The sequence below is a fragment of the Bosea sp. RAC05 genome (assembly GCF_001713455.1).
GTDB lineage: Bacteria > Pseudomonadota > Alphaproteobacteria > Rhizobiales > Beijerinckiaceae > Allobosea.
Genome location: NZ_CP016464.1, coordinates 1,321,067 through 1,342,500 on the forward strand (window position 1 = coordinate 1,321,067; position 21,434 = coordinate 1,342,500).

Here is a 21,434-nt window from a genome sequence, read left to right on the forward strand (position 1 = left end):
GAGCGCTTATGTGGCCGGTTCATCATCCGAAAACCGCGCAGACACAGCTCCATGGCCATCCGCCCGCTCGTCATCCTGCCAGACGCCCAGCTCCGGCTGGTCTCCACCCCCGTGGCCGAGATCACGCCCGATATCCGCACGCTCGTCGCCGACATGTTCGAGACGATGTACGACGCGCCCGGGATCGGGCTGGCCGCCATCCAGATCGGTGTGCCCTGGCGCGTGGTGACGCTCGATGTCGCCAAGAGGGCCGAGCCGCCTGCGGACGTGGAGCCTGCCGAGGCCGACGCTGACAGCTCCCAGGAGAAGCGCGACCGCCAGCCGCGCAATCCGATCGCCTTCATCAATCCGGAGATCACCTGGTCCTCGGAGGAACGCAGCGTCTATGAGGAAGGCTGCCTCTCGATCCCGGAATACTACGAGGAGGTCGAGCGCCCGGCTTCGGTCAGGGTCGCCTACACCGACCTCGACGGGAAGCGGCAGGAGATCGAGGCCGACGGCCTGCTCGCCACCTGCATCCAGCACGAGATCGACCATCTGAACGGCGTGCTGTTCATCGACCATCTCTCGCGCCTCAAGCGCGAGCGCGTCACCAAGCGTTTCGCCAAGCAGGCGCGGCGCGAGGGGTGACGCAACCGCGTTAACTCCTGCCGCGGCTCCTCGGGATGAGGGCTCAGATGATCAGGCGGCGGGCCATCCCTGCCCAGTTGAGGTAATATCCAGCGTATGAGTTTGCGCGTCATCTTCATGGGCACGCCCGATTTCGCGGTGCCGACCCTGACCGAGATCATCGGCCAGGGCCACGAGGTCGTCAGCTGCTACACCCGCGCCCCGGCCCAGGCCGGCCGCGGCCTCGAACTGAAACCCTCGCCGGTGCACAGGGCGGCCGAGCGCTTCGGCATCCCCGTCTTCACGCCGTCGACCCTGAAGACGCCCGAGGTGGCCGAGCAGATCGCCTCCCACCAGGCCGATGTCGCGGTCGTCGTCGCCTATGGCATGATCCTGCCGCAGGCGATCCTCGACATCCCGGAACTCGGCTGCCTCAACCTGCATGCCTCGCTGCTGCCGCGCTGGCGCGGCGCCGCGCCGATCCAGCGTGCGGTCATGGCCGGAGACGCTGAAAGCGGCGTCTGCGTCATGAAGATGGAAGCCGGCCTCGACACCGGCCCCGTCGGCATGGTCGAGCGGCTGGAGATCAGCCCCGACATGACCTCCGGAGAACTGCATGACCGGCTGGCGCCGCTGGGGGCCGATCTGATGGTCCGCGCGCTCGCTGCGCTCGGCCGGGGTGGCCTGCGTTTCACGCCGCAGCCGGAGGAGGGCGTGACCTACGCTGCCAAGATCGCCAATGCCGAGGCGAAGCTGAACTGGGCCCGCCCGGCCCGGCAGGTCCACGATCTCGTCCGGGGACTCGCGCCCTTTCCGGGCGCCTTCGCCGAGATCGATCTCGGCAAGGGCCCCGAGCGGCTCAAGGTCCTGCGCACGGCGCTCGCTGGCGGCGCGGCCGAGCCTGGCATGCTGCTGGACGAGGAGGGCACCGTCGCCTGCGCGGAAGGGGCGGTGAAGCTCCTGCAGGTCCAGCGTGCCGGCGGGCGGCCCGTCAGCGGCGCCGAGTTTCTGCGCGGGGCGCGGCTTGCTGCCGGCCACAAGCTCTGATGCCGCGCTACAAGCTCGTCATCGAATATGACGGCACGCCCTTTTCGGGTTGGCAGCGGCAGCTCAACGGCCCGTCCGTGCAGCAGAGCGTCGAGGAGGCGATCGAGGCCTTCTGCAACCATCCCGTCAGGCTGCACTGCGCCGGCCGCACCGATGCCGGCGTCCACGCCACCCATCAGGTCGTCCATGTCGATCTGGAGAAGGAGTGGCGCACCGATGTCGTGCGCGACGCCAGCAACGCCCGCCTCAAGCGCCTCCCCGTCGCCGTCTGCAGCGCCGAGGCGGTTTCCGACGCGTTCGACGCCCGCATCTCGGCGAAGCGACGCTACTACATCTACCGCATCCTCGACCGGCGCGCCCAGCCGGCGCTGGACCGCGACCGGCTCTGGCATGTGCCGGTGAAGCTCGATCACGAGGCGATGGACCGCGCCGGCAAGGCCCTGCTCGGCCATCATGACTTCACCACCTTCCGCGCTGCCGAATGCCAGGCCAACAGCCCGATGCGCACGCTCGACCGGCTCGACGTCCGGCGCGAGGGCGACGAGACCGTCGTCTATGCCCATGCCCGCTCCTTCCTGCACCATCAGGTCCGCTCGATCGTCGGATGCCTGAAAATGGTTGGCGCCGGGCGCTGGCCCGAGAACAAGCTCGGCAAGGTGCTGGCGGCGCGCGACCGTTCGCAATGCGCGGCGCTGGCGCCGCCCTGCGGGCTCTACCTCGCCGGCGTGGACTACTGAACGCTGCAGTCCGGTCGGCCTCAGAAGACCAGGAAGCCGAAGATCCGCAGGATCGCGTAGTCGGCGACGACGCTTGCCAACGCCACCGGCGCGGCGAGCCCGCTCTCGGCCCCGAAGGCGGCCCGCGCCACGCAGTAGCGCAGCCGCAGGACGATCGCGACGAAGGCCAGCGTCTGCATCAGCGCGAGACCGGGCGTCGACCAGCCGATCGCGAAGACCGTCGCCGGCACGGCGACCAGGGCGACGGAGATGATGCCCGCCCAGTTCCAGGCGATGACGAAGGTCGTGAAGCGGGGCCTGTGCACGAGTTGCGGCTCGAGCGCAAAAAGCAGGGCCGGCACGGCCAGGATGCTCGACACGGTCGCGCCGAGAACGGCCAGCGCCAGGCCGGGGGAGGTGAAGAGGCCAGCCGAGTTGGGCAGGCCGGCATGGAGCCGGAGGGCGGCGAGAAGCGCGATCGCGGCCGGAAGCGTCAGGGGCAGCAGGGCGACGAAGGAGCGCCAGAACCCGCTGCGCGTCAGTTCCAGTTCGTCGAGCGCTTCGGCACCGCGCGCCATCAGCTGCCATGAGGCGCGCAGCGAGCGCGCCACATCGTCGGCTGCAAGCTTCATCCCACCATCCTTAGACTTTCGTCTAAGGAGACTATGAGTCAGGACGGGACGTCCGTCAATCGGCCCGTTTGCTGCCGAAATAGGCCTTCAGCAGCCGGTGGGTGATGGCTTCGAGGGCCACCAGGTCGGCGACAGCCACGCATTCGTCGACCTGATGCATCGTCTGGCCGACGACGCCGTACTCCACGACCGGGCAATAGCTCTTGATGAAGCGGGCATCCGAGGTGCCGCCGGTGGTGGACAGCGCCGGACGGCGACCCGTCTCGGCCTCGACGGCATCCGCGACCATCGCCACGAAGGGGCCGGGTTCGGTCAGGAACGCGACCGCATTGGTCGGGTCGAAGACGATCTCGTAGCGGACGCTGTTTCCCGCCGCCTCGCGCAGGCGCCCTTCGATCTCGGCGGCCAGCGTCTGTGGCGTCCAGACATCGTTGAAGCGGATGTTGAAGACGGCCTTGGCCTGGGCGGGAACGACGTTCGTCGCCGGATTGCCGACATCGAGCGTCGTCACTTCCAGATTGCTCGGGTCGAAATGTGCGGTGCCGCCGTCGAGCGGGGTGGCTTCCAGGGCCGCCAGCAGACGCACCATGCCGCGGATCGGGTTCTCGGCCAGATGGGGATAGCCGACATGGCCCTGCTTGCCATGGACGGTGAGGCGGCCCGTCAGGGAGCCGCGCCGCCCGATCTTGATCATGTCGCTCATCGTCCCCGGGTTGGTCGGCTCGCCGAGCAGGCAATGGTCGAAGCGCTCGCCGCGGGCATGCGCCCATTCGAGCAGCTTGACGGTGCCGTTGATGGCCGGCCCCTCTTCGTCGCCCGTAACGAGGAAGGCGATCGAGCCCGGCGCGTCGGGGTTCTCGCGCCGGAAGCGCAGCGCCGCGGTGATCATGGCGGCGAGGCCGCCCTTCATATCGCAGGCGCCGCGCCCATGCAGCACGCCGTCGCTGACCGTCCCGCCGAAGGGGTCGCGCGTCCAGGCGCCCGCGTCTCCGACCGGCACGACATCGGTATGGCCGGCGATGACGAAGACAGGGCCCTCGCGGCCGATCCGGGCGTAGAGATTCTCGATGTCGGGCGTGCCGGGGGCTGAAAATACCGGCCGCTCCACCGTGAAGCCCTCAGCCGCCAGAACCTCGGCGATAAGGCTCAGCGCGCCGCCCTCCGCCGGGGTGACCGATGGGCAGCGGACGAGCGCCTGGGTCAGTGCGACGGGGTCGAGGGGATCGAAGGCGAGGGGCGCGAAGGTGTCCATGCGCCCGCTTTAGCATCGGCATGGCCGGCCGCAAGCGGCTCCTCATCGCGCACCGAGGGCATCAGGCCGAGATCGACGAGCGCAAACAACCAGGCGATCAGCGAGATGGTGTCGAGGGAAGGCGCCCAGGCGAGCGGCAGGACGGGCCGGAGTTGGCCTGGCAGAACGATCGCGCAGATCAGAAGGATGCCGTAAAGGCCGCTGCTGCCGCGGTCGGTGGCGCGCTTCGCCGCCAGCGCAGCCCAGGGGAAGAGGGCGAAGGCCTGGGCAAAGGCAACCGCGCGCCCGGCATCATGGCCGAACACGGCCGGCGCGGCCTGCTGGATGCCGAACAAGGCCAGCGCGACCACGGCGCTGCCGAGCCAGAAGCGGCCGAGGCCAATGCGTCCATCAAAATCGGCGAGCAGGCGGAAGAGGGTCATCGATCAGGCTCCGATGACGCCGTTGTGGCATGCCCGGCACCGCCCCGAAAGGATATGGTGAATAAAAGGTTAACGCGGTCGTTTGGGCATCGCCCCGAAAGAGCTTGAACGGGGGCGGCCGCCCCGTTAGCTCCGGCGGAGGGTGGCGGCTCTCCTCGATCGGGAGCGGCCTGGCCGGGCACGGATCCGGATGACAGGGCGCGACAGCGCCGAGCGAGGGTGCGAGATGACGATCCGATTTCACCGCGGCGATCTGCCGGACGGCTTCGAGGCCGGGACCAGCGTCGCCATCGACACCGAGACGCTGGGCCTGAACCCGCATCGGGATCGTCTCTGCGTCGTCCAGCTCTCGCGCGGCGACGGCAGCGCCGACGTCGTCCAGATCGTGAAGGGGGGAGCCCCGCCGGAAAACCTGCTGCGGCTGCTGCAGGATCCCGCCGTCCTGAAGCTGTTCCACTATGCGCGCTTCGACATCGCGGTCCTCCGCCAGGCCTTCGGCGTCGTGACCGGCCCGGTTTACTGCACCAAGATCGCCTCGAAGCTCGCCCGCACCTATACCGACCGGCACGGGCTGAAGGATCTGGTGCGGGAACTGCTCGGGATCGAGCTCTCCAAGCAGCAGCAATCCTCCGACTGGGGCGCCGAGACGCTGAGCGAGGCCCAACTCACCTACGCCGCCTCGGACGTGCTGCATCTGCACGCGCTGCAGCAGCGGCTCGAGATCATGCTCGCCCGCGAGGGCCGGACCGATCTCGCGCAAGCCTGTTTCCAGTTCCTTCCCTACCGGGCCGAGCTCGATCTGGCCGGGTGGCCGGAAACCGACATTTTTGCTCATACTTGACAATTTCGAAGGCATCTTGCGTCAGTCTCGCGACGGATGAACGGTGCGGGGGCGCGCGCCGTTCGACACGAAAAAGCCGTTAGCGACTGCCATTGCGCGGGGCATGACTGTGGCAATGACTTCTCATGACTGGCCGACGGCCCGCGTCGGCGTGCCGGGTGCGAGGCGTCAGGCCGCCTTCGGGGCGGCACGCCGGCACACCCGGCTCGTCCGCTTCCTGCGCCGGGCCATCCCCATCAGCGCATCGGTGGCCGTGCTGGCCCTGATCGTGACTCCGTTCCTCCATCCGCTGAACGGCGTTTCGAGCCTGTCGCTGGGCGCCGTCGGCATTTACGGCGGCAAGGTCAAGATGGATACGCCGCGGCTGTCGGGCTATCGCAAGGACAACCGCCCTTACGAGGTGACCGCCGAAGCGGCGCTTCAGGAAATCCGCAACCCGACGCAGGTCGAGCTGCAGACGCTGACGGCGCGGCTCCAGATGGAGCGCGAGGGCTGGGTCACCGTCAACGCCAGGAGCGGCCTGTTCGATACGCAGAAGGAAAAGCTGCGGCTCGTCGACGACGTCCATGTCCGGACCGAGAACGGCCACGACATCCGCATGCGGACGGCCGATGTCGACTTCAAGGGTGGGACGGTCGTGTCGAAGGAGCCGGTCAAGGTCAGTCTGGGCACCACGACGGTCGATGCGGATTCGCTCGACGTGAAGGATAACGGCGCGCTGATCGTCTTCCAGGGTCGGGTTCGCGCCTTCATCCCCAACGCTCCGGCGGGCACGATCGCGGGGCCCGAGCGGGAAGGCAGCACGCCCGCGCTCGAATTGCTCCGGCCGGCGCAGGCGACGGCGGCCGGTGGTCAGAAGAACGGGACGGGACAGTGATCATGCAGGCAGCTTCTCCGCGCTCTCGGCTCGGCGCCTCCGGCGGACGTCTCGGGGCTTTCGCGACCGCCTTTGCGATCCTGATGCTGGCCTCAGCCCCGCAGGAGGCGGCGGCGCAGGCCAAGGCACGCGGCGGCGCCGGTGCGAGCTCGCCACTCGGCGGGCTCGGCGGTGACAGCAAGGAGCCGATCAAGATCGACGCCGACAAGCTCGACGTGCTCGACAAGGAAAACCGCGCGGTCTTCAGCGGCAATGTCGTGGCCGTGCAAGGCGAGACGACCGTGCGCTGCTCGATCATGACGGTGTTCTACGAGGGCCGCAGCGGCCAGGCTGCCGGCGCCAAGCCGGCGGCCGCGACGCCGACGGCTGCGCCCGGCCAGGGCAATGACAGCTCGATCAAGCGCATCGAATGCAAGGGGCCGGTGACCGTCGTCTCGAAGACGCAGGCCGCCACCTCCGACAACGCCGTCTTCGACCGCGCGAACAACACCGTGGTCATGACCGGCAACGTCGCGCTCAACGACGGCCCCAACATCACCCGTGGCGAGAAGCTGACCTACAACACGGTCACGGGCATCGCCAATGTCGAGACCAACAAGGGTGGTCGCGTCCAGGGCTTCTTCGTGCCCAACGCGGCTGAGACCAACAAGGGCGCTGCCGGCGCCAAGCCCGCCACGCCCACCAACTGACAATCCGCTGCCCCGGCGCCGCGCGCCGGGGCCTCCTGCCGCGACGTTCCCAGGCCAGGCGCAGTCCTCCACCGTGACGATCACCGACATGCCGCAATCCGAGACGGCGCCCGCCCCGTCGGCGCCTCCGATTCATCGCCGCGGGGGAGGGCTCATGAGCCGCTTGTTCGGCCGCTCCGCCGCTGCCGAAACGCCGTCATCGGCGACGGAAGCCGTTGCGATCGGCGGTCAGGGCATTCTCGCCGTCAGCGGGCTGCGCAAGAGCTATGGCGGACGCATGGTCGTCAGCGACGCCAGCCTCTATCTCCGCCAGGGCGAGGCGGTCGGCCTGCTCGGGCCCAACGGCGCGGGCAAGACCACGATCTTCTACATGATCACCGGCCTGGTCGCCGCCGATCTCGGCACCATCTCGCTGGAAGGCAACGACATCACGCAGCTGCCGATGTATCAGCGCGCGCGGCTGGGCATCGGCTACCTGCCGCAGGAGGCCTCCATCTTCCGGGGTCTGAGCGTCGAGGACAACATCCGCGCGGTGCTCGAAGTGGTCGAGCCCGATCGCAAGGAGCGCGAGCGCCAGCTCGACCAGCTGCTCGAGGAGTTCACCATCGCCCGCCTGCGCAAGGCGCCCTCGATCGCGCTGTCGGGCGGTGAGCGGCGGCGCTGCGAGATCGCCCGGGCGTTGGCCGGGAAGCCCTCCTTCATCCTGCTGGACGAGCCATTCGCCGGCATCGACCCGATCGCAGTCGGTGACATCCAGGCCCTGGTGCGGCAGCTGACCGATCGCGGCATCGGCGTGCTGATCACCGACCACAACGTCCGCGAAACGCTCGGTCTGGTGGACCGGGCCTACATCATCCACTCGGGGCGTGTGTTGACCGAGGGGTCTCCGGCCGAGATCATCGCCAATCCGGATGTCCGGCGCGTCTATCTCGGCGAGGATTTCCGCCTCTAGCCGCCAGGCCGGGCGCTGCGTCCGCGGGCCAGCCCGGTGACCATTCCACCGGCTCTCGCCGCTTGGCTGATTTCGCACTTGCGCAATTTTGCTGCAGCGCATTAACCTCGCGGGGTCATGGCGGAGCAAGGCCTTTGACGAGCGGGCGCGACAGCGCTAGGCTCGTCCTCCAAGCAAGAAGCGTGCCGTTTCCGGCGTGCGGAGTGGGAAGGTCGCAAGCGCATGGCGATGATGCCGCGCATGGAGCTGCGCCAGGGCCAGTCCCTGGTGATGACGCCGCAGCTGCTGCAGGCGATCAAGCTTCTGCAATTGTCGCATCTCGAACTCCAGAATTTCGTCGAGGGTGAACTCGAGCGCAATCCGCTGCTCGAGCGCGACGACGCATCCGAGGGGCCCCTCCAGAGCCATGTCGCCGAGGGCTCTCATGCGGCCGACGCGGAGAGCTACGAGCGGGCCGAGAGCCTTAACAGCCAGGAGGGTATGGAAAACCGCCTCGGCACCGGCCTCGACAACGTCTTCCAGAGCGAGCAGCCGACGGTGGCCCGGCTCGAGAGCAGCGGGGCCGACAGCCTGCCGATCATCGGCGGCGCCTATGGCGGCTCCGGCGGGTCCTTCGAGGAGGGGCCGGACGGGTTCGAGAGCAGCCTCGCAGCCGAGGCGTCCCTGCATGATCACCTGAGCGCCCAGCTCGATCTCGCCGTCCACGACCCCGTCGAGCGGCTGATCGGCCGGCATCTGATCGATGCCGTCGACGATGCCGGCTATCTCGGCGAGCCCGTTCCCGACATCGCCGAGCGGCTCGGCGTCACCGTCGCGCGCGTCGAGGATGTGCTGCGCATCGTCCAGGGCTTCGATCCCTCGGGGGTCGCGGCGCGCGACGTGGCCGAGTGCCTGTCGATCCAGCTGCGCGACCGCGACCGGTTCGATCCCGCGATGCAGACCCTCGTCGCCAATCTCCACCTCGTGGCCAAGCGCGATTTCGCCGCCCTCAAGCGGCTCTGCGGCGTCGACGACGAGGACATCGCCGACATGGTCGCCGAGATCCGGCGCCTCGACCCCAAGCCGGGTCGCGGTTTCGGTGGCTCGACGGCCGAGACGGTGGTCCCCGACGTCTTCATCCGGGCCGCTCCGGACGGTTCCTGGCTGGTCGATCTCAACCCCGACACGCTGCCCCGCGTGCTGATCAACCAGACCTATCATGCGCGCGTCTCCAAGGCGGTGCGCAGCGACGAGGAGAAGGCCTTCATCGCCGAATGCCTGCAGACCGCCAACTGGCTGACGCGCTCGCTCGAACAGCGGGCCAGGACCATCCTGAAGGTCGCCAGTGAGATCGTTCGCCAGCAGGACGGCTTCTTCGCCCATGGCGTCGAGCATCTGCGCCCGCTCAACCTGAAGACCGTCGCGGACGCGATCGGGATGCACGAATCCACCGTTTCGCGCGTGACCTCGAACAAATATCTGATCTGCTCGCGCGGCGTCTTCGAGATGAAGTACTTCTTCTCCGCCGCCATCGCCGCCACCGGCTATGGCGAGGCGCATTCCGCCGAGGCGGTGCGCTTCCGCATCCGGCAGATGATCGACGACGAGGCCCCCGCCGACGTGCTCTCAGACGACGCGATCGTTGCCCGCCTGAAGGAGGGCGGCATCGACATCGCCCGCCGCACCGTCGCGAAGTACCGCGAATCCCTCCGGATTCCATCCTCCATGGAGCGCCGGCGCGAGAAGATCGCGATGGCGATGGGCAGCCGCTGACGGGGCCGTGTCACCTTTGCGACGGCTTTGGGCCATATCATTGACAGACGCGGTAGCGAGTTCTTAGCTCCCTAAGACGGTCGATGTCCTGACCGTGGCTAACAAGGGGAAGCACTCCATGAGCTTGCGAATCTCCGGCAAGAACCTCGATGTCGGCGAGGCCCTGCGCGGCCAGGCCGAGGCCCGTGTGGCCGCCGCTCTCGGCAAGTATTACGAAGGTGGCTACCAGGGCCATGTGACCGTCGGCAAGGACGGGACGGCGTTCAAGACGGACGGCGTGCTGCATCTGTCGTCGGGCATCACGCTCGAGGCGTCCGGTACGGCGCACGATGCCTATGCCAGCCTCGACAAGATGGCGGAGCGCATCGAGAAGCGCCTGCGTCGCTACAAGCGACGGCTCAAGGATCGCTCGGCGAGTGCCAACGGGCGCGAGCCCGCACTCGAAATCCCCAGCTATGTGATTGCCGCTCCCGACGATGAAATCGAGGAGCTCGACGTCGATGGGGTCGGCGACAACCCGGTTATCGTCGCTGAATCGACCAAATCGCTGCATGTGTTGACGGTGAGTGACGCCGTCGCGGAGCTGGATCTGACCGGCGCCCCGGTCGTGATCTTCCGCCATGCTGGCCATGGACGGATGAACGTCGTATACCGCCGCCGCGACGGCAACATCGGCTGGATCGATCCTCCGGCGTCGCTGTCATAGGTCTGGCGGAGTTCCGCGCGGGCCCGAACCTTGACCCTGCCGCATGTTGGATTGAGCGGCATGGGACATGCATGGACTGGCGCATGACGCTGATCGATCTCCTGAGCCCCGCGGCGGTGATTTCCCCGCTGCGGGCGAACGGCAAGAAGCAGGCCTTGCTGGAACTCGCCCAGCATGCCGCGCAGCTCACCGGCCTGCCTGAGCGTGACCTCTTCGAGGCGCTGCTCCAGCGGGAGCGTCTCGGCTCGACCGGAATCGGCGAGGGCATTGCGATTCCCCATGGCCGGATGGCCGGGATCGACCGGCTCGTCGGGCTGTTTGCCCGGACCGAAAAGCCGATCGACTTCGATGCGCTTGACGGGCAGCCCGTCGACATCATCTTCGTTCTGATCGCGCCCGAAGGGGCTGGTGCCGACCATCTGAAGGCGCTCGCCCGCGTTGCCCGCGTGCTGCGCAACCAGTCGGTCCTCGAACAGGTGCGTGCCGTTCGCGACCCCGCGGCGATCTACGCGATCCTGTCGGAATCGGCGGCGCAGGCGGCCTGAGCAGGGCACCGCCGGTCGCGGGACTGCACGCTCCCGCCGTCTTGCATTTGACCAGATCGCAACATCGGCTATTCGCTAGCGCGAAGCTCCCGCCCGCAGGGCGAGGGGAACGTCGTTGCATGCCGGAGTGCCGCCGATGGCCTATACCCATGTCGATCTCTTCCCGCTTGGGCCGGACGAGACCCCCTATCGCCATCTCGGGAGCGAGGGCGTCTCCGTCGAGAAAATCGGCGACCGCGAGGTGCTGAACGTCTCCCGCGAGGCGATCCGCCGCCTCAGCGAGCAGGCCTTCATCGACATCAACCATCTGCTGCGGCCCGGCCACCTCGCCCAGCTCGGCAAGATCCTCGACGATCCCGAGGCGACCTCGAACGACAAGTTCGTCGCCTATGACCTGCTCAAGAATGCCAACATCGCCGCCGGCGGCGTGCTGCCGATGTGCCAGGACACCGGCACCGCCATCATCATGGGCAAGAAGGGCCGCCGCGTCTGGACGGAGGGCGAGGACGAGGAGGCGCTCGGCGAGGGCGTCGCCGACGCCTATTTCAAGCGTAACCTGCGCTATTCGCAGGTCGCTCCGCTGTCGATGTTCGAGGAGAAGAACACGGCGACCAACCTGCCTGCGCAGATCGACATCTACGCCGAAGGCAAGGGTCATGGCGAGGACGCCTACAAGTTCCTCTTCGTCGCCAAGGGTGGCGGCTCGGCCAACAAGACCTTCCTGTTCCAGGCGACGCCCTCGCTGCTGACGAAGGAGCGCATGATCGCCTTCCTGAAGGAGAAGATCCTCACGCTCGGCACCGCCGCCTGCCCGCCCTATCACCTCGCCATCGTCATCGGCGGCACCTCGGCCGAGCAGAACCTGAAGACGGTGAAGCTCGCCTCGACGAAATATCTCGACGCGCTGCCGACGGAAGGCTCGCCCAGCGGCCACGCCTTCCGTGACCTCGCCATGGAGGAGGAGATCCACAAGCTCACGCAGTCGCTCGGCGTCGGCGCGCAGTTCGGCGGCAAGTATTTCTGCCATGACGTGCGCGTCATCCGCCTGCCGCGCCATGGCGCCTCGCTGCCGATCGGGCTGGGCGTCTCCTGCTCGGCCGACCGCCAGGCCAAGGGCAAGATCACCAGGGACGGCATCTTCTTGGAGGCGCTGGAGACCGATCCGTCGAAGTATCTGCCCGAGGTCGAGGACGCGTCCCTCGGTGGAGACGTCGTCGAGGTCGATCTCAACCGGCCGATGAGCGAGATCCTGGCAACGCTCACCAAGTACCCGGTCAAGACCCGCCTGTCGCTCACCGGCACGATCATCGTCGCCCGCGATTCCGCCCATGCCAAGATCCGCGAGCGGCTCGAAAGCGGGCAGGGCATGCCCGATTATCTCAAGAACCACCCGGTCTATTATGCCGGCCCGGCCAAGACGCCCGACGGCATGGCCTCGGGTTCCTTCGGGCCGACCACCGCCGGCCGGATGGATTCCTTCGTCGACCAGTTCCAGTCCTTCGGGGGCTCGATGGTGATGCTCGCCAAGGGCAACCGTTCCGCCAGCGTCAGGGAAGCGTGCAAGAAGCACGGTGGCTTCTATCTCGGCTCGATCGGCGGCCCGGCCGCCCGGCTGGCACAGGACTGCATCCGCAAGGTCGAACTGCTGGAATACCCCGAACTCGGCATGGAGGCGGTCTGGCGCATCGAGGTCGAGGATTTCCCCGCCTTCATCGTGATCGACGACAAGGGCAACGACTTCTTCAAGGAACTGAACCTCGGATGAGTCGGCTTCTCCTCGCCGCCTGTGCCGCGCTCGCCCTGCTGCCGGCCTTGCTGGTGGCGGCCGAGCCCGCCGCCGCGCAGGCCCGCCCGGCGACCTGCTCGCGCGATCTGTTCCAGAACGAGGGCGCGTTGCGCCGGCAGCAGACGCGGCTCGCTGGCGTCGCCAATGCCGATCAGGCGACCCAGTGCCGGACCTGGCGCGAGCATGTCGGCTTCCTGCAGAACGCTCGCGCCGTTTTTGCAACCTGCCAGACCGGAGCCGAGCGCGAGCAGAACGTCGCGATGATGGATTCCGACCTGAAGGACTACCGTGCCCTCATCGCCGGCCGCTGCGGCGGGCGGTGAGGCGCCGTCATGGCGAGATGCGAAGCGACGCGGCAGTCCAGAGAGACTGGGTTGAACGCTCCGATCCCGTCTCCCTGGATTGCCTCGCTGTGCTCGTCATGACGAGACAGCGGGACTCAGATCGTCGAGAGGCCTCATGACCGACCAGCCGCAGACCCCGCTCCAGATCGCCGTCATCCCCGTGACGCCGTTCCAGCAGAACTGTTCGATCCTCTGGTGCACCCGCACAAAGCAGGCCGTCATCGTCGATCCCGGCGGAGACGTCGCGCTCATCCGCGGGGCCCTCAAGGAAGTCGGGGTCACGCCGGTGGCGATCTGGCTGACGCATGGCCATCTCGACCATGCCGGCGGCGCGGCCGAACTGGCCGAGGCGCTGTCGGTGCCGGTGATCGGGCCGCACGAGGCCGACACATTCCTGCTGGACGAACTGCCGACAGCGGGCCTGCGCTTCGACATCCGCGACATGCGGGCGGTGTCGCCGTCGCGCTGGCTCGTCGAGGGCGACGAGGTCAAGGTCGGCGACGTCGCCTTCTCGGTGCTGCATGTGCCGGGCCACACGCCGGGTCACGTCACCTTCTTCCAGAAGGATCTGCGCTTCCTGCTGGCCGGCGACACGGTCTTCGCCGGCTCGGTCGGCCGCACCGACTTTCCCTATGGCAGCCACGAGACCCTGATCGCGGGGATCCGGGACAAGCTGCTGCCGCTCGGCGACGATGTGCAGTTCTTGCCCGGGCATGGACCCGCCGGCACGCTCGGCGAGGAACGGGCGAACAATCCGTTCCTGCAGGGCTGAGCGGCGGCCGCAGCTCTAGTTCTTGTTGAGGCGGGTGACCGCGGCCATGACTTTGCCCTGAGGCTTAGCCTGAGCCTGCACGGGTGTCGGTGGCAGGCGCCTGCCCGACCCTTGCGGAGCGGGTTGTGGGGACGCCAGCGTCGAGGGAAGCGGTCCCCGGTTGGTCCGGTCCGGGACCACCGGCGGGCGCGGCAGGTTCAGCTTCTGCCCGACGGTCATCCAGGCGCCGCCGAAGCTGTAGTATTCGACACCATGCCAGTCGGTGCCGGGCAAGTTGCGCTGGAGCAGCTTCAGGAAGCTCAGCATGTGGATTTCCTGCGAGCGATAGTGACCGTTTTTTTCGTGGATGCCGCGAATGCGGCCCTTCTCGACCTTGATCATGCCGGCGGCGAGGATCGGAGCGCCGCACAGGAAGCTCGAGTGGTGGAAGCTGCCGCTCGTGTGGATGCCGACATAGAGCACGTCCTGCGGGCTGAGCACGAAAGCGCCCCAGCCGTCCGTCAAGCCGGACAGCGCGCGGGATTCCCAGGTCGAGGTATCCAGAAGCTTCTCCTCCGCTGACGAGAGGATGGCCTGCCGGCTATCCGCCGTTTGCAATTGGGGCTTCTTGACCGCATCGACGATGCGCTGCTGCAGGCCGGGTGTCATTCTGGAAAACATCCGCCCGCCACGAAAATCGATCGCAAACAGATCTCTGAACGTCAGGTCATCGATGTAACTGACCTCCAATGTGGTCAGAGCCACCAGAGACGTCCGGTCCAGTTTTTCGAGGTACTCCCAGAAGCTGCAGGGGTCCTTCGAGGCCTGCCAGTTCTGGAAATGGCGTTTGAGCTCCTGTCCTTGGCGATGGTGTTGGTCGAGAACCTCGAGCCAGTTCTCGCCCTGGATGATCCTGACGGGCCTGCCATCGGCGCCATGGGTGGAGCCTTCCGGGATGATCTTCTTGACGTCGCCGAGCGTCTTGTCCCAGTTCTTCTTCGCCGCGATGTGTTTCTTCACCCGCTCGAGGACCTTGATCCCACGCAGGGCACTCACCGCAGCTTCATGGAGATTGCGGATATGGGGTGCCCGGAACGAGCTGTGGCCATCGATCTTCGTCTGTTTTTCACTCAGCCACCGGCTGCACAGCGAAATCATGCTGGCGAGCATGATCGTCCGACGGTGTCGATCGTCCCGGGGAGTGGTGGGGTAGCTCGCCAGCAGCAGATCCAGGTGCAGCAGCACCTCATTGTTCCGTTTCCGGAAGATCTTGGAGGTGTCTTTCTTGAACCGCTCTGCGCCGCCCGGCTGCAGGTAGATCATTCCCTTGGGCTCCGCCATCGTCCCCTCCCGCCTTCATCGAACCTCGATGAAAGACAGTCGCGGCGGCGGCGGAGCACGTTCAACGCAGCAAAGATATATCGCAGGGAACAGCCAGGGCTGAAAACGTTAACGGCCATGTCCTGAAGGGTGCGCGTACATCCGGCGTCACACTTCGAGCTCATGGCCGTCTTCTACAGCGCTGGAGGACAGTGGAACGCCCTCGACATCGCCGTGATGCTCATATGGGAGAGCAATGCGGCGCTTTCAAGGGCGCCGGCCTCAGCTGTCGAGAACGCCGAGCAGAAAGTCCTGCTTGCCGATCTGGATGCCGTTCTTGCGCAGGATCGCGTAGGCGGTCGTGGCGTGGAAATAGAAGTTCGGCACGGTGAAGCGGGTGAGATAGGCCTCGCCGCGCATCGTCATGGTCGCATTCTGGCCGCGCGGGAAGGTGACGTCGCGCGCCACGCCGGCCTCGAAGGCAGCCTCGTCGATGCCCTCGACGAAGGCGAGGACCTTGGCGATGCGCGCCTTCAGCTCGTCGAAGCTCTTCTCGTCGTCGGGGTGCTTGGGGTTGTCGCCGCCGGCAAGGCGGGCCGCCGCGTTCTTGGCGAAGTCGCAGGCCAGCTGGATCTGGCGCGAGAAGGGCAGCATGTCGGGCGCCAGCCGCGCGCTCAGCAGCACCTCGGGCTGAATCTTGCGTGCCGCCGCCTGCTCGACCGTCTTGTCGAGGATGGCGTCGAGGGCCTTGAGCGTCTGGACGAAGCCGGCGAGGGCGGCGGAGCGTGCGGTGATGGTCATGAGCGATCCTCGGAAACGAAAACGGGCCCGGAAAGGGCCCGCCGCATCGCCGATATAATCATGCTCCCGGGGTTTGCACCGGCCGCCGGACTCAATCCTTGGCGCGCTCCACATAGGAGCCGTCTTCCGTCATCACCACGATGCGGACGCCGGGGCCGATATGGGGCGGCACGGCCGTGCGCACGCCGTTGACCAGGATCGCGGGCTTGTAGGAGGAGGAGGCCGTCTGGCCCTTGGTGACAGGCTCGGTCTCGGCGACCTCGACGGTGACGCGCTGCGGCAGCTCGATGGCCACGGCCTTGTCCTCGAACACCGAGAGCGAAACCTTCATGCCTTCCTGCAGATAGGGAGCCATGGTGCCGACCACGTCGCCATCGACATTGATCTGGTCGAAGGTCTCGGGGTTCATGAACACGTACTGCTCGCCATCCTGGTACAGATAGGTGAAGTCGCGGTCTTCGACATAGGCGCGCTCGACCTGCTCCGTCGTCTTGTAGCGCTGCGTCATCTTCACGCCGTCGGAGATCCGGCGCATGTCGATCTGCGTCGTCGGCGTGCCCTTGCCGGGGAAGAAGCTCTCGGCCGACAGGACCGAGCAGAGATGACCGTCGAGTTCGAGCACATTGCCCTTGCGAACGGAGGATGCGATGACCTTGACCACGTGACTTGTCCTTGAGCTGGCGCCGCGCCATGGCGCCCTTGGCGAAATCCTTGCCGCGCCACTACCGCATTCGCAGGCGAAACGGAAGCTTGCCGACGTTTTTGAACCCGAGACGATGACAAACCCTCTTCCGCCGTTCTGGCGGCCCGACATCCATGCCGACCGTCGCCCGGCGCTTCTGGCGCGCGGTCGCATCAGGGCGGCACTGCGCCGCTGGTTCGAGGCGCGCGACTTCGTCGAGGTCGAGGCCGCGATCCTGCAGGTCTCGCCGGGCAACGAGACGCATCTGCACGGCTTCGCCACGACGCTGATCGACGATGCCGGGGCCCGGCATCCCTATTACCTGCACACCTCGCCCGAATTCGCGGCCAAGAAGCTGCTGGCGGCCGGCGAGCCCCGCATCTTTGATTTCGCCCGCGTCTTCCGCAACCGCGAACGCACGGCGCTGCATCATCCCGAATTCACGATGCTGGAATGGTATCGGGCGGGCGAAGGCTACGAGACGCTGATGGGCGATTGCGCCGAATTGCTGGCCGAGGCGGCCCGCGCTGCCGGCGTCACCACATTCCGCTGGCGCGGCAGCGAGGCCGATCCTTTCGCGCAGCCCGAGCGACTGACGCTCCAGGACGCCTTCCGGCGTCACGCCGGCATCGACCTGTTGCGCACCGTCACCGCTGACAACGACGTCGATCGCGGCGGGCTCGCGGCCGATGCGGCCGAAGCCGGTATCCGGGTCACCGATGACGACAGCTGGTCCGACATCTTCAGTCGCATCCTCTCCGAGCGGATCGAGCCCCATCTGGGCCGGGGGCGGGCCACGATCCTGTGCGAGTACCCGATCTCTGAAGCCGCGCTCGCCCGTCCGAAACCCGGCGATCCCCGCGTCTCCGAGCGCTTCGAGCTCTATGCCTGCGGCGTCGAGCTGGCGAATGCGTTCGGGGAGCTGACCGATCCGGCCGAGCAGCGCCGCCGCTTCGAGGCCGACATGGATGAAAAGGCGCGCATCTATGGTGAGCGCTATCCCGTCGATGAGGATTTCCTGAGCGCGCTCGCCGCGATGCCGCCGGCCAGCGGCATCGCGCTTGGGTTCGATCGCCTCGTGATGCTCTGCACCGGCGCCCGCCGGATCGAGGATGTGCTCTGGACGCCGGTGGCGGAACCGGGCAGGGGAGCGGCATGACCCTTCACCAGCCTCCCGGCGGACAGCCGCTGCGCAGCGTCGGGGCCCTCATTGAGGCCGGCCTCGTTGCGCCCCAGGCACGCGAGGCGCTGGAGGCGGTGGCTGCGCGCTACGCGGTTTCGGTTACGCCGGCCATGGCCGCGCTGATCGACCCGGACGATGCAGCGGACCCGATCGCGCGCCAGTTCGTCCCGGATCCCGCCGAACTCGTCACGCTGCCGCAGGAGCGCGCCGATCCGATCGGCGACGAGGCGCATTCGCCGGTCGAGGGCGTGGTGCATCGCTACCCCGACCGCGCCCTGCTCAAGCTCGTCCATGCCTGCCCGGTCTATTGCCGCTTCTGCTTCCGCCGCGAGATGGTCGGCCCCGGCGGCGACGCGCTCACAGGCGGGAAGCTCGAGGCGACGCTGGCCTATCTCACCGATCATCCCGAGATCTGGGAGGTCATCATGACGGGCGGCGACCCGTTGATCCTCTCGGCCCGGCGGGTGCGGGAGGTGGCGCAGCGTCTGGGCGCGATCGACCATATCAAGGTGGCGCGCTGGCACACCCGCGTGCCGATGGTCGAGCCCGACCGCATCACGGCCGATTATGCCGCCGCCCTGCGGATCCCGGGCAAGGCGAGCTATGTCGCCATCCATGCCAATCACCCGCGCGAGTTCACGCCCGCTGCACGGACCGCACTGGCGCGGCTGGCGGATGCCGGCCATGTCCTGATCAGCCAGAGCGTGCTCCTCAGAGGCGTCAATGCCGATGTCGCGACCCTGTCGGCCCTGATGCGCGCCTTCGTCGAGAACCGGGTGAAGCCCTATTATCTGCACCATCCGGACTTCGCGCCCGGCACGGCGTCGTTCCGGCTCTCGCTGGAAGAAGGCCAGGCCCTCGTCAAAAGCCTGCGAGGCCATCTGTCCGGCCTGTGCCAGCCGACCTATATCCTCGACATTCCTGGCGGGGCGGGGAAGATCCCCGTCGGCCCCGCCTTCCTCTCGGCCTGCGAGACGCCCGGCGCCGAGGCTTTCGCCGAGGACCGCCATGGCGAGCGGCACCTCTATCCGCCGGGTTGAAGTCAATGGCTGCTCTGGTAAACTAACTCAATTGAACTAACCTGAGGTCGGCCATGGAGAAGGTCAACATCCACGACGCGAAGACGCATCTGTCGCGCCTGGTCGACCGCGCCGCGAAGGGCGAGGCCTTCATCATCGCCAAGGCGGGGAAGCCCATGGTCAAGGTCGTTCCGCTGGAGCCGATCGAGACCAAGCCGCTCCAACGCACTGGTTTTATGGTCGGGCAAATGACGGTGCCCGATGATTTCGATGAGATGGGGCGGGCAGAGATCGAAGCCATGTTCAACGGGCGATCGTGAAGGCTCTTCTCGATACGCACCTTCTGCTGTGGAACGCGGGTCGACCCGACCGGCTGTCGGCGGAAGCGCGACGCATCATCGACTCAGCCGACAGCGAGTTGTATTTCAGCGCGGCGAGCCTGTGGGAGATCGCCATCAAGACCAGTCTCGGCCGGAGTGATTTTTCGGTTGACGCGAGACTTCTGAGACGCGGCTTGCTCGACCATGGTTTTGCCGAGTTGCCGGTCACGGGCGAGCATGCGGTTGCGATCGACGGATTGCCGCCGATCCATAGGGATCCGTTCGATCGCATCCTGGTCGCTCAGGCCAAGGTCGAAGGAATCACCCTGTTGACGTCCGACAACACGGTGGCCCGCTATGGCGGCGCGATCCAGAAGGTTTGAGAAGGAGACCGCCATGAAAGACAAACTGCCCATCGCGATCGTCTCCGATCTCGCCTGCCCCTGGTGCTTCATCGGCAAGGCGCGGCTGGAGAAGGCGCTGGAGAGCCATGGCTTGACCGAGCGCGTCGCCATCACCTGGCTGCCCTATGAGCTGAACCCCGACATGCCGGCCGAAGGCATGGACCGCACCGCCTATCTCGATGCCAAGTTCGGCGCCGGCAAGCGCAAGGAAATCGAGATCCGGCTTTCGGAGGCGGCGCTCGAAAGCGGCGTCACCTTCAACTGGGCCCGCGTGACGAAGAGCGTCAACACCCGCATGGCCCATATGCTGGTCGCCGCCGCCTCGACCGTCCAGCGCGGCACCGAGATGAAGGCGGCGCTGTTCAAGGCCTATTGGCAGGACGGCCGCGACATCGGCGATCTCGACACGCTCGTCGCCATTGCCGGCGAGCAGGGCTTCGACGAGCAGGCCGCGCGCGACGAGCTGACCAATGAGGAGCTGCGCGAGACCGTGATCGGGCTCGAGGCACACGCCCAGCAGGTCGGTGTCACCGGCGTGCCCTTCTTCATCATCGACGGCAAGCTTGCGGTCTCCGGCGCGCAGACCGGCGATGTCTGGGCGCAGGTGTTCAAGCAGGTGCTGAGCGACGCGGCCTGAGCGACGGGAGCTCGCCGGGCGCGCGGCCTTGCGCCGGCGCCCGAATCATGGCCCATCCCCGCAAACAGCGGGAGTGGGCCCATGACCCAGAAGATCAACGACCTGCGCGACCGCATGATCGTCGCGCTCGACGTGCCGACGATCTGGGACGCCTATCGCATCGTCTCGCAACTCGGCGACGCCGCGAGCTTCTACAAGATCGGCTATGCGCTCGCCTTCGCGGGCGGCCTGCAGCTCACCCAGCAGCTGGTCGCCGAAGGCAAGAAGGTCTTCCTCGACCTCAAGCTCCACGACATCGGCAACACCGTGACCGAGGGCGTTGCCTCCCTCAGCAATCTCGGCGTCGACCTGCTCACGGTCCACGCCTACCCCCAGACGATGCGCGGCGCCGTCGAGGGGCGCGACGGGGCGGATCTGAAGCTCCTCGCCGTCACCGCGCTGACCTCCTATGACGATGGCGATCTGCGCGATGCAGGTTACGGGCTGGCCGTGCGCGACCTCGTGCGCCTGCGGGCGGAACAGGCCCGTACCGCCGGCATCGACGGCATCGTCTGCTCGGCGGCCGAAACCGAGATCGTCCGCGATGTCATCGGCTCCGATATGCTCATCGTGACGCCCGGCATCCGGCCCGCCGGCAGCGCGGCCGGCGACCAGAAGCGCACGCTCACCCCCGGCGAGGCGATCCGCGCCGGCGTCGACCATCTCGTCGTCGGGCGTCCCATCATTCGCGCAGCCGACCCGCGTGGGGCGGCGGCCGCGATCATGGACGAGATCGCGGCAGCCTCCTAAGTTCGAGCTCCAGTCGATCTCTCAGAGGATTCGGATCATGCCCAAGGGATATGTCGTGGCGCGCGCCAAGGTCAGCAATGCGACGCAATGGGCGGCCTATGCGGCGAAGGCCTCCGAGGCGATCCGCAAATATGGCGGCACCCCGCTGGTGCGCGGCGGCATGATGACGGTGGCGGAAGGCGAGGGCCGAGCCCGCAACGTCGTCATCGAGTTCGAGAGCTTCGAGGCCGCCAAGGCCTATGCGATGTCGCAGGACTATGCCGAGGCCCGCAAGCTGCGCGAGGGCGCCGGCGAGATCGACATCGTCGTGGTCGAGGGCGTCTGAAATGGCCAAGGGCTACTGGATCGCTCGGGTCGA

27 protein-coding genes (1 of these 27 cut by a window edge) are annotated in these 21,434 nt (G+C 67.2%); 21 read left to right on the forward strand and 6 right to left on the reverse strand.

Annotated features, from left to right (window positions below; genetic code table 11):
- The first annotated feature begins 51 nt into the window (after nt 1-51).
- The 3 genes from def (at nt 52) to truA (ending at nt 2,393) form a co-directional block, all read left to right on the forward strand.
- A complete protein-coding gene (gene def / locus BSY19_RS09695) occupies nt 52-630 on the forward strand; it encodes a peptide deformylase (RefSeq protein WP_069053992.1) in 579 nt (192 codons plus the stop codon).
- Between the two features lie 96 nt (nt 631-726).
- The gene (fmt, locus tag BSY19_RS09700; protein ID WP_069053993.1) at nt 727-1,656 is read left to right on the forward strand and encodes a methionyl-tRNA formyltransferase; all 930 of its coding nucleotides are present in this window, start codon (nt 727-729) and stop codon (nt 1,654-1,656) included.
- Nucleotides 1,656-2,393, forward strand: a complete 738-nt coding sequence (gene truA, locus BSY19_RS09705; protein WP_069053994.1) for a tRNA pseudouridine(38-40) synthase TruA — start codon at nt 1,656-1,658, stop codon at nt 2,391-2,393. Before fmt ends, truA begins: the two co-directional genes overlap by 1 nt.
- 20 nt (nt 2,394-2,413) lie before the next feature.
- Here truA and BSY19_RS09710 read toward each other — a convergent pair whose 3' ends face one another.
- Genes BSY19_RS09710 through BSY19_RS09720 form a run of 3 tightly spaced genes read right to left on the reverse strand, consistent with a single transcriptional unit; the run spans nt 2,414 to nt 4,678 of the window.
- The gene (locus tag BSY19_RS09710) at nt 2,414-3,004 is read right to left on the reverse strand and encodes a hypothetical protein (RefSeq protein ID WP_069053995.1); all 591 of its coding nucleotides are present in this window, start codon (nt 3,002-3,004) and stop codon (nt 2,414-2,416) included.
- Nucleotides 3,005-3,059: 55 nt separating this feature from the next.
- Entirely contained in the window at nt 3,060-4,256 is a 1,197-nt protein-coding gene (dapE, locus tag BSY19_RS09715; RefSeq protein ID WP_069053996.1) for a succinyl-diaminopimelate desuccinylase, read from the reverse strand.
- Complete coding sequence (locus BSY19_RS09720) at nt 4,205-4,678, reverse strand: DUF805 domain-containing protein (protein WP_069053997.1); 474 nt, start codon at nt 4,676-4,678, stop codon at nt 4,205-4,207. The genes dapE and BSY19_RS09720 overlap by 52 nt, the downstream gene beginning before the upstream one ends.
- Before the next feature lie 226 nt (nt 4,679-4,904).
- Here BSY19_RS09720 and BSY19_RS09725 point away from each other — a divergent pair, with 226 nt between their 5' ends.
- The 10 genes from BSY19_RS09725 to BSY19_RS09770 all read left to right on the forward strand — a co-directional run bounded on the left by BSY19_RS09725 (nt 4,905) and on the right by BSY19_RS09770 (nt 13,942).
- Nucleotides 4,905-5,519, forward strand: a complete 615-nt coding sequence (locus BSY19_RS09725; RefSeq protein ID WP_069053998.1) for a ribonuclease D — start codon at nt 4,905-4,907, stop codon at nt 5,517-5,519.
- 115 nt (nt 5,520-5,634) lie between these two features.
- On the forward strand, nt 5,635-6,396 hold the full coding sequence (gene lptC / locus BSY19_RS09730; RefSeq protein ID WP_069053999.1) for an LPS export ABC transporter periplasmic protein LptC: 762 nt from the start codon (nt 5,635-5,637) through the stop codon (nt 6,394-6,396).
- A 2-nt stretch (nt 6,397-6,398) separates the two neighbouring features.
- Nucleotides 6,399-7,085: an LptA/OstA family protein gene (locus tag BSY19_RS09735; protein WP_069054000.1), complete on the forward strand. Its 687-nt coding sequence runs from the start codon at nt 6,399-6,401 to the stop codon at nt 7,083-7,085.
- A gap of 154 nt (nt 7,086-7,239) precedes the next feature.
- Nucleotides 7,240-8,037: an LPS export ABC transporter ATP-binding protein gene (lptB, locus tag BSY19_RS09740; RefSeq protein ID WP_150129562.1), complete on the forward strand. Its 798-nt coding sequence runs from the start codon at nt 7,240-7,242 to the stop codon at nt 8,035-8,037.
- 222 nt (nt 8,038-8,259) lie between these two features.
- The gene (gene rpoN / locus BSY19_RS09745; RefSeq protein ID WP_069054001.1) at nt 8,260-9,789 is read left to right on the forward strand and encodes an RNA polymerase factor sigma-54; all 1,530 of its coding nucleotides are present in this window, start codon (nt 8,260-8,262) and stop codon (nt 9,787-9,789) included.
- 118 nt (nt 9,790-9,907) lie between these two features.
- Nucleotides 9,908-10,495 carry a ribosome hibernation-promoting factor, HPF/YfiA family gene (gene hpf / locus BSY19_RS09750; protein ID WP_069054002.1) on the forward strand — a complete coding sequence of 196 codons (588 nt, stop codon included), beginning with the start codon at nt 9,908-9,910 and terminating at the stop codon, nt 10,493-10,495.
- Nucleotides 10,496-10,578: 83 nt separating this feature from the next.
- Nucleotides 10,579-11,040, forward strand: a complete 462-nt coding sequence (ptsN, locus tag BSY19_RS09755; RefSeq protein WP_069056972.1) for a PTS IIA-like nitrogen regulatory protein PtsN — start codon at nt 10,579-10,581, stop codon at nt 11,038-11,040.
- A 136-nt stretch (nt 11,041-11,176) separates the two neighbouring features.
- Nucleotides 11,177-12,805, forward strand: a complete 1,629-nt coding sequence (locus BSY19_RS09760) for a fumarate hydratase (RefSeq protein WP_069054003.1) — start codon at nt 11,177-11,179, stop codon at nt 12,803-12,805.
- The gene (locus tag BSY19_RS09765; RefSeq protein WP_069054004.1) at nt 12,802-13,149 is read left to right on the forward strand and encodes a hypothetical protein; all 348 of its coding nucleotides are present in this window, start codon (nt 12,802-12,804) and stop codon (nt 13,147-13,149) included. The genes BSY19_RS09760 and BSY19_RS09765 overlap by 4 nt, the downstream gene beginning before the upstream one ends.
- Nucleotides 13,150-13,285: 136 nt before the next feature.
- Entirely contained in the window at nt 13,286-13,942 is a 657-nt protein-coding gene (locus BSY19_RS09770) for an MBL fold metallo-hydrolase (RefSeq protein WP_069054005.1), read from the forward strand.
- Between the two features lie 15 nt (nt 13,943-13,957).
- On the opposite strand, the gene BSY19_RS09775 is transcribed toward BSY19_RS09770, so the two are convergent.
- From BSY19_RS09775 to efp, 3 genes are all read right to left on the reverse strand, one after another.
- Nucleotides 13,958-15,262 carry a hypothetical protein gene (locus BSY19_RS09775; protein ID WP_069054006.1) on the reverse strand — a complete coding sequence of 435 codons (1,305 nt, stop codon included), beginning with the start codon at nt 15,260-15,262 and terminating at the stop codon, nt 13,958-13,960.
- A gap of 261 nt (nt 15,263-15,523) precedes the next feature.
- The gene (locus tag BSY19_RS09780; RefSeq protein ID WP_150129563.1) at nt 15,524-16,042 is read right to left on the reverse strand and encodes a DUF1993 domain-containing protein; all 519 of its coding nucleotides are present in this window, start codon (nt 16,040-16,042) and stop codon (nt 15,524-15,526) included.
- Between the two features lie 91 nt (nt 16,043-16,133).
- Nucleotides 16,134-16,703 (reverse strand): elongation factor P, encoded by a 570-nt coding sequence (gene efp, locus BSY19_RS09785; RefSeq protein ID WP_069054007.1) that lies wholly within the window; start codon nt 16,701-16,703, stop codon nt 16,134-16,136.
- 115 nt (nt 16,704-16,818) lie between these two features.
- On the opposite strand from efp, the gene epmA reads away from it, so the two are divergent.
- The 8 genes from epmA to BSY19_RS09825 all read left to right on the forward strand — a co-directional run.
- Nucleotides 16,819-17,883 carry an EF-P lysine aminoacylase EpmA gene (gene epmA / locus BSY19_RS09790; protein WP_069054008.1) on the forward strand — a complete coding sequence of 355 codons (1,065 nt, stop codon included), beginning with the start codon at nt 16,819-16,821 and terminating at the stop codon, nt 17,881-17,883.
- Nucleotides 17,880-18,947, forward strand: coding sequence for a lysine-2,3-aminomutase-like protein (locus BSY19_RS09795; RefSeq protein WP_069054009.1), 1,068 nt, complete (start codon nt 17,880-17,882; stop codon nt 18,945-18,947). Before epmA ends, BSY19_RS09795 begins: the two co-directional genes overlap by 4 nt.
- Before the next feature lie 53 nt (nt 18,948-19,000).
- The gene (locus BSY19_RS09800) at nt 19,001-19,246 is read left to right on the forward strand and encodes a type II toxin-antitoxin system Phd/YefM family antitoxin (RefSeq protein WP_069054010.1); all 246 of its coding nucleotides are present in this window, start codon (nt 19,001-19,003) and stop codon (nt 19,244-19,246) included.
- A complete protein-coding gene (locus BSY19_RS09805; protein ID WP_069054011.1) occupies nt 19,243-19,629 on the forward strand; it encodes a type II toxin-antitoxin system VapC family toxin in 387 nt (128 codons plus the stop codon). The genes BSY19_RS09800 and BSY19_RS09805 overlap by 4 nt, the downstream gene beginning before the upstream one ends.
- Before the next feature lie 13 nt (nt 19,630-19,642).
- Nucleotides 19,643-20,287, forward strand: coding sequence for a DsbA family oxidoreductase (locus BSY19_RS09810; protein WP_069054012.1), 645 nt, complete (start codon nt 19,643-19,645; stop codon nt 20,285-20,287).
- An 81-nt stretch (nt 20,288-20,368) separates the two neighbouring features.
- Nucleotides 20,369-21,076 (forward strand): orotidine-5'-phosphate decarboxylase, encoded by a 708-nt coding sequence (gene pyrF / locus BSY19_RS09815; protein ID WP_069054013.1) that lies wholly within the window; start codon nt 20,369-20,371, stop codon nt 21,074-21,076.
- A gap of 37 nt (nt 21,077-21,113) precedes the next feature.
- On the forward strand, nt 21,114-21,401 hold the full coding sequence (locus BSY19_RS09820; RefSeq protein ID WP_069054014.1) for a DUF1330 domain-containing protein: 288 nt from the start codon (nt 21,114-21,116) through the stop codon (nt 21,399-21,401).
- Nucleotide 21,402: 1 nt separating this feature from the next.
- Nucleotides 21,403-21,434, forward strand: the 5' portion of a protein-coding gene (locus tag BSY19_RS09825) for a DUF1330 domain-containing protein (protein ID WP_069054015.1). It continues 277 nt past the right edge of the window; only the first 32 of its 309 coding nucleotides appear in the window; the start codon lies at nt 21,403-21,405; its stop codon lies off the right edge, out of view.

Coding starts and splice junctions, on each gene's coding strand:
- BSY19_RS09720 (WP_069053997.1), bottom strand. CDS start 4,678: ATGACCCTCTTCCGCCTGCTCGCCGATTTTGATGGACGCATTGGCCTC.
- BSY19_RS09775 (WP_069054006.1), bottom strand. CDS start 15,262: ATGGCGGAGCCCAAGGGAATGATCTACCTGCAGCCGGGCGGCGCAGAG.
- BSY19_RS09765 (WP_069054004.1), top strand. CDS start 12,802: ATGAGTCGGCTTCTCCTCGCCGCCTGTGCCGCGCTCGCCCTGCTGCCG.
- epmA (WP_069054008.1), top strand. CDS start 16,819: ATGACAAACCCTCTTCCGCCGTTCTGGCGGCCCGACATCCATGCCGAC.
- pyrF (WP_069054013.1), top strand. CDS start 20,369: ATGACCCAGAAGATCAACGACCTGCGCGACCGCATGATCGTCGCGCTC.
- BSY19_RS09820 (WP_069054014.1), top strand. CDS start 21,114: ATGCCCAAGGGATATGTCGTGGCGCGCGCCAAGGTCAGCAATGCGACG.
- BSY19_RS09735 (WP_069054000.1), top strand. CDS start 6,399: ATGCAGGCAGCTTCTCCGCGCTCTCGGCTCGGCGCCTCCGGCGGACGT.
- BSY19_RS09770 (WP_069054005.1), top strand. CDS start 13,286: ATGACCGACCAGCCGCAGACCCCGCTCCAGATCGCCGTCATCCCCGTG.
- rpoN (WP_069054001.1), top strand. CDS start 8,260: ATGGCGATGATGCCGCGCATGGAGCTGCGCCAGGGCCAGTCCCTGGTG.
- hpf (WP_069054002.1), top strand. CDS start 9,908: ATGAGCTTGCGAATCTCCGGCAAGAACCTCGATGTCGGCGAGGCCCTG.
- BSY19_RS09760 (WP_069054003.1), top strand. CDS start 11,177: ATGGCCTATACCCATGTCGATCTCTTCCCGCTTGGGCCGGACGAGACC.
- BSY19_RS09800 (WP_069054010.1), top strand. CDS start 19,001: ATGGAGAAGGTCAACATCCACGACGCGAAGACGCATCTGTCGCGCCTG.
- fmt (WP_069053993.1), top strand. CDS start 727: ATGAGTTTGCGCGTCATCTTCATGGGCACGCCCGATTTCGCGGTGCCG.
- ptsN (WP_069056972.1), top strand. CDS start 10,579: ATGACGCTGATCGATCTCCTGAGCCCCGCGGCGGTGATTTCCCCGCTG.
- def (WP_069053992.1), top strand. CDS start 52: ATGGCCATCCGCCCGCTCGTCATCCTGCCAGACGCCCAGCTCCGGCTG.
- lptB (WP_150129562.1), top strand. CDS start 7,240: ATGAGCCGCTTGTTCGGCCGCTCCGCCGCTGCCGAAACGCCGTCATCG.
- BSY19_RS09780 (WP_150129563.1), bottom strand. CDS start 16,042: ATGACCATCACCGCACGCTCCGCCGCCCTCGCCGGCTTCGTCCAGACG.
- BSY19_RS09810 (WP_069054012.1), top strand. CDS start 19,643: ATGAAAGACAAACTGCCCATCGCGATCGTCTCCGATCTCGCCTGCCCC.
- BSY19_RS09725 (WP_069053998.1), top strand. CDS start 4,905: ATGACGATCCGATTTCACCGCGGCGATCTGCCGGACGGCTTCGAGGCC.
- lptC (WP_069053999.1), top strand. CDS start 5,635: ATGACTTCTCATGACTGGCCGACGGCCCGCGTCGGCGTGCCGGGTGCG.
- BSY19_RS09795 (WP_069054009.1), top strand. CDS start 17,880: ATGACCCTTCACCAGCCTCCCGGCGGACAGCCGCTGCGCAGCGTCGGG.
- truA (WP_069053994.1), top strand. CDS start 1,656: ATGCCGCGCTACAAGCTCGTCATCGAATATGACGGCACGCCCTTTTCG.
- BSY19_RS09710 (WP_069053995.1), bottom strand. CDS start 3,004: ATGAAGCTTGCAGCCGACGATGTGGCGCGCTCGCTGCGCGCCTCATGG.
- dapE (WP_069053996.1), bottom strand. CDS start 4,256: ATGGACACCTTCGCGCCCCTCGCCTTCGATCCCCTCGACCCCGTCGCA.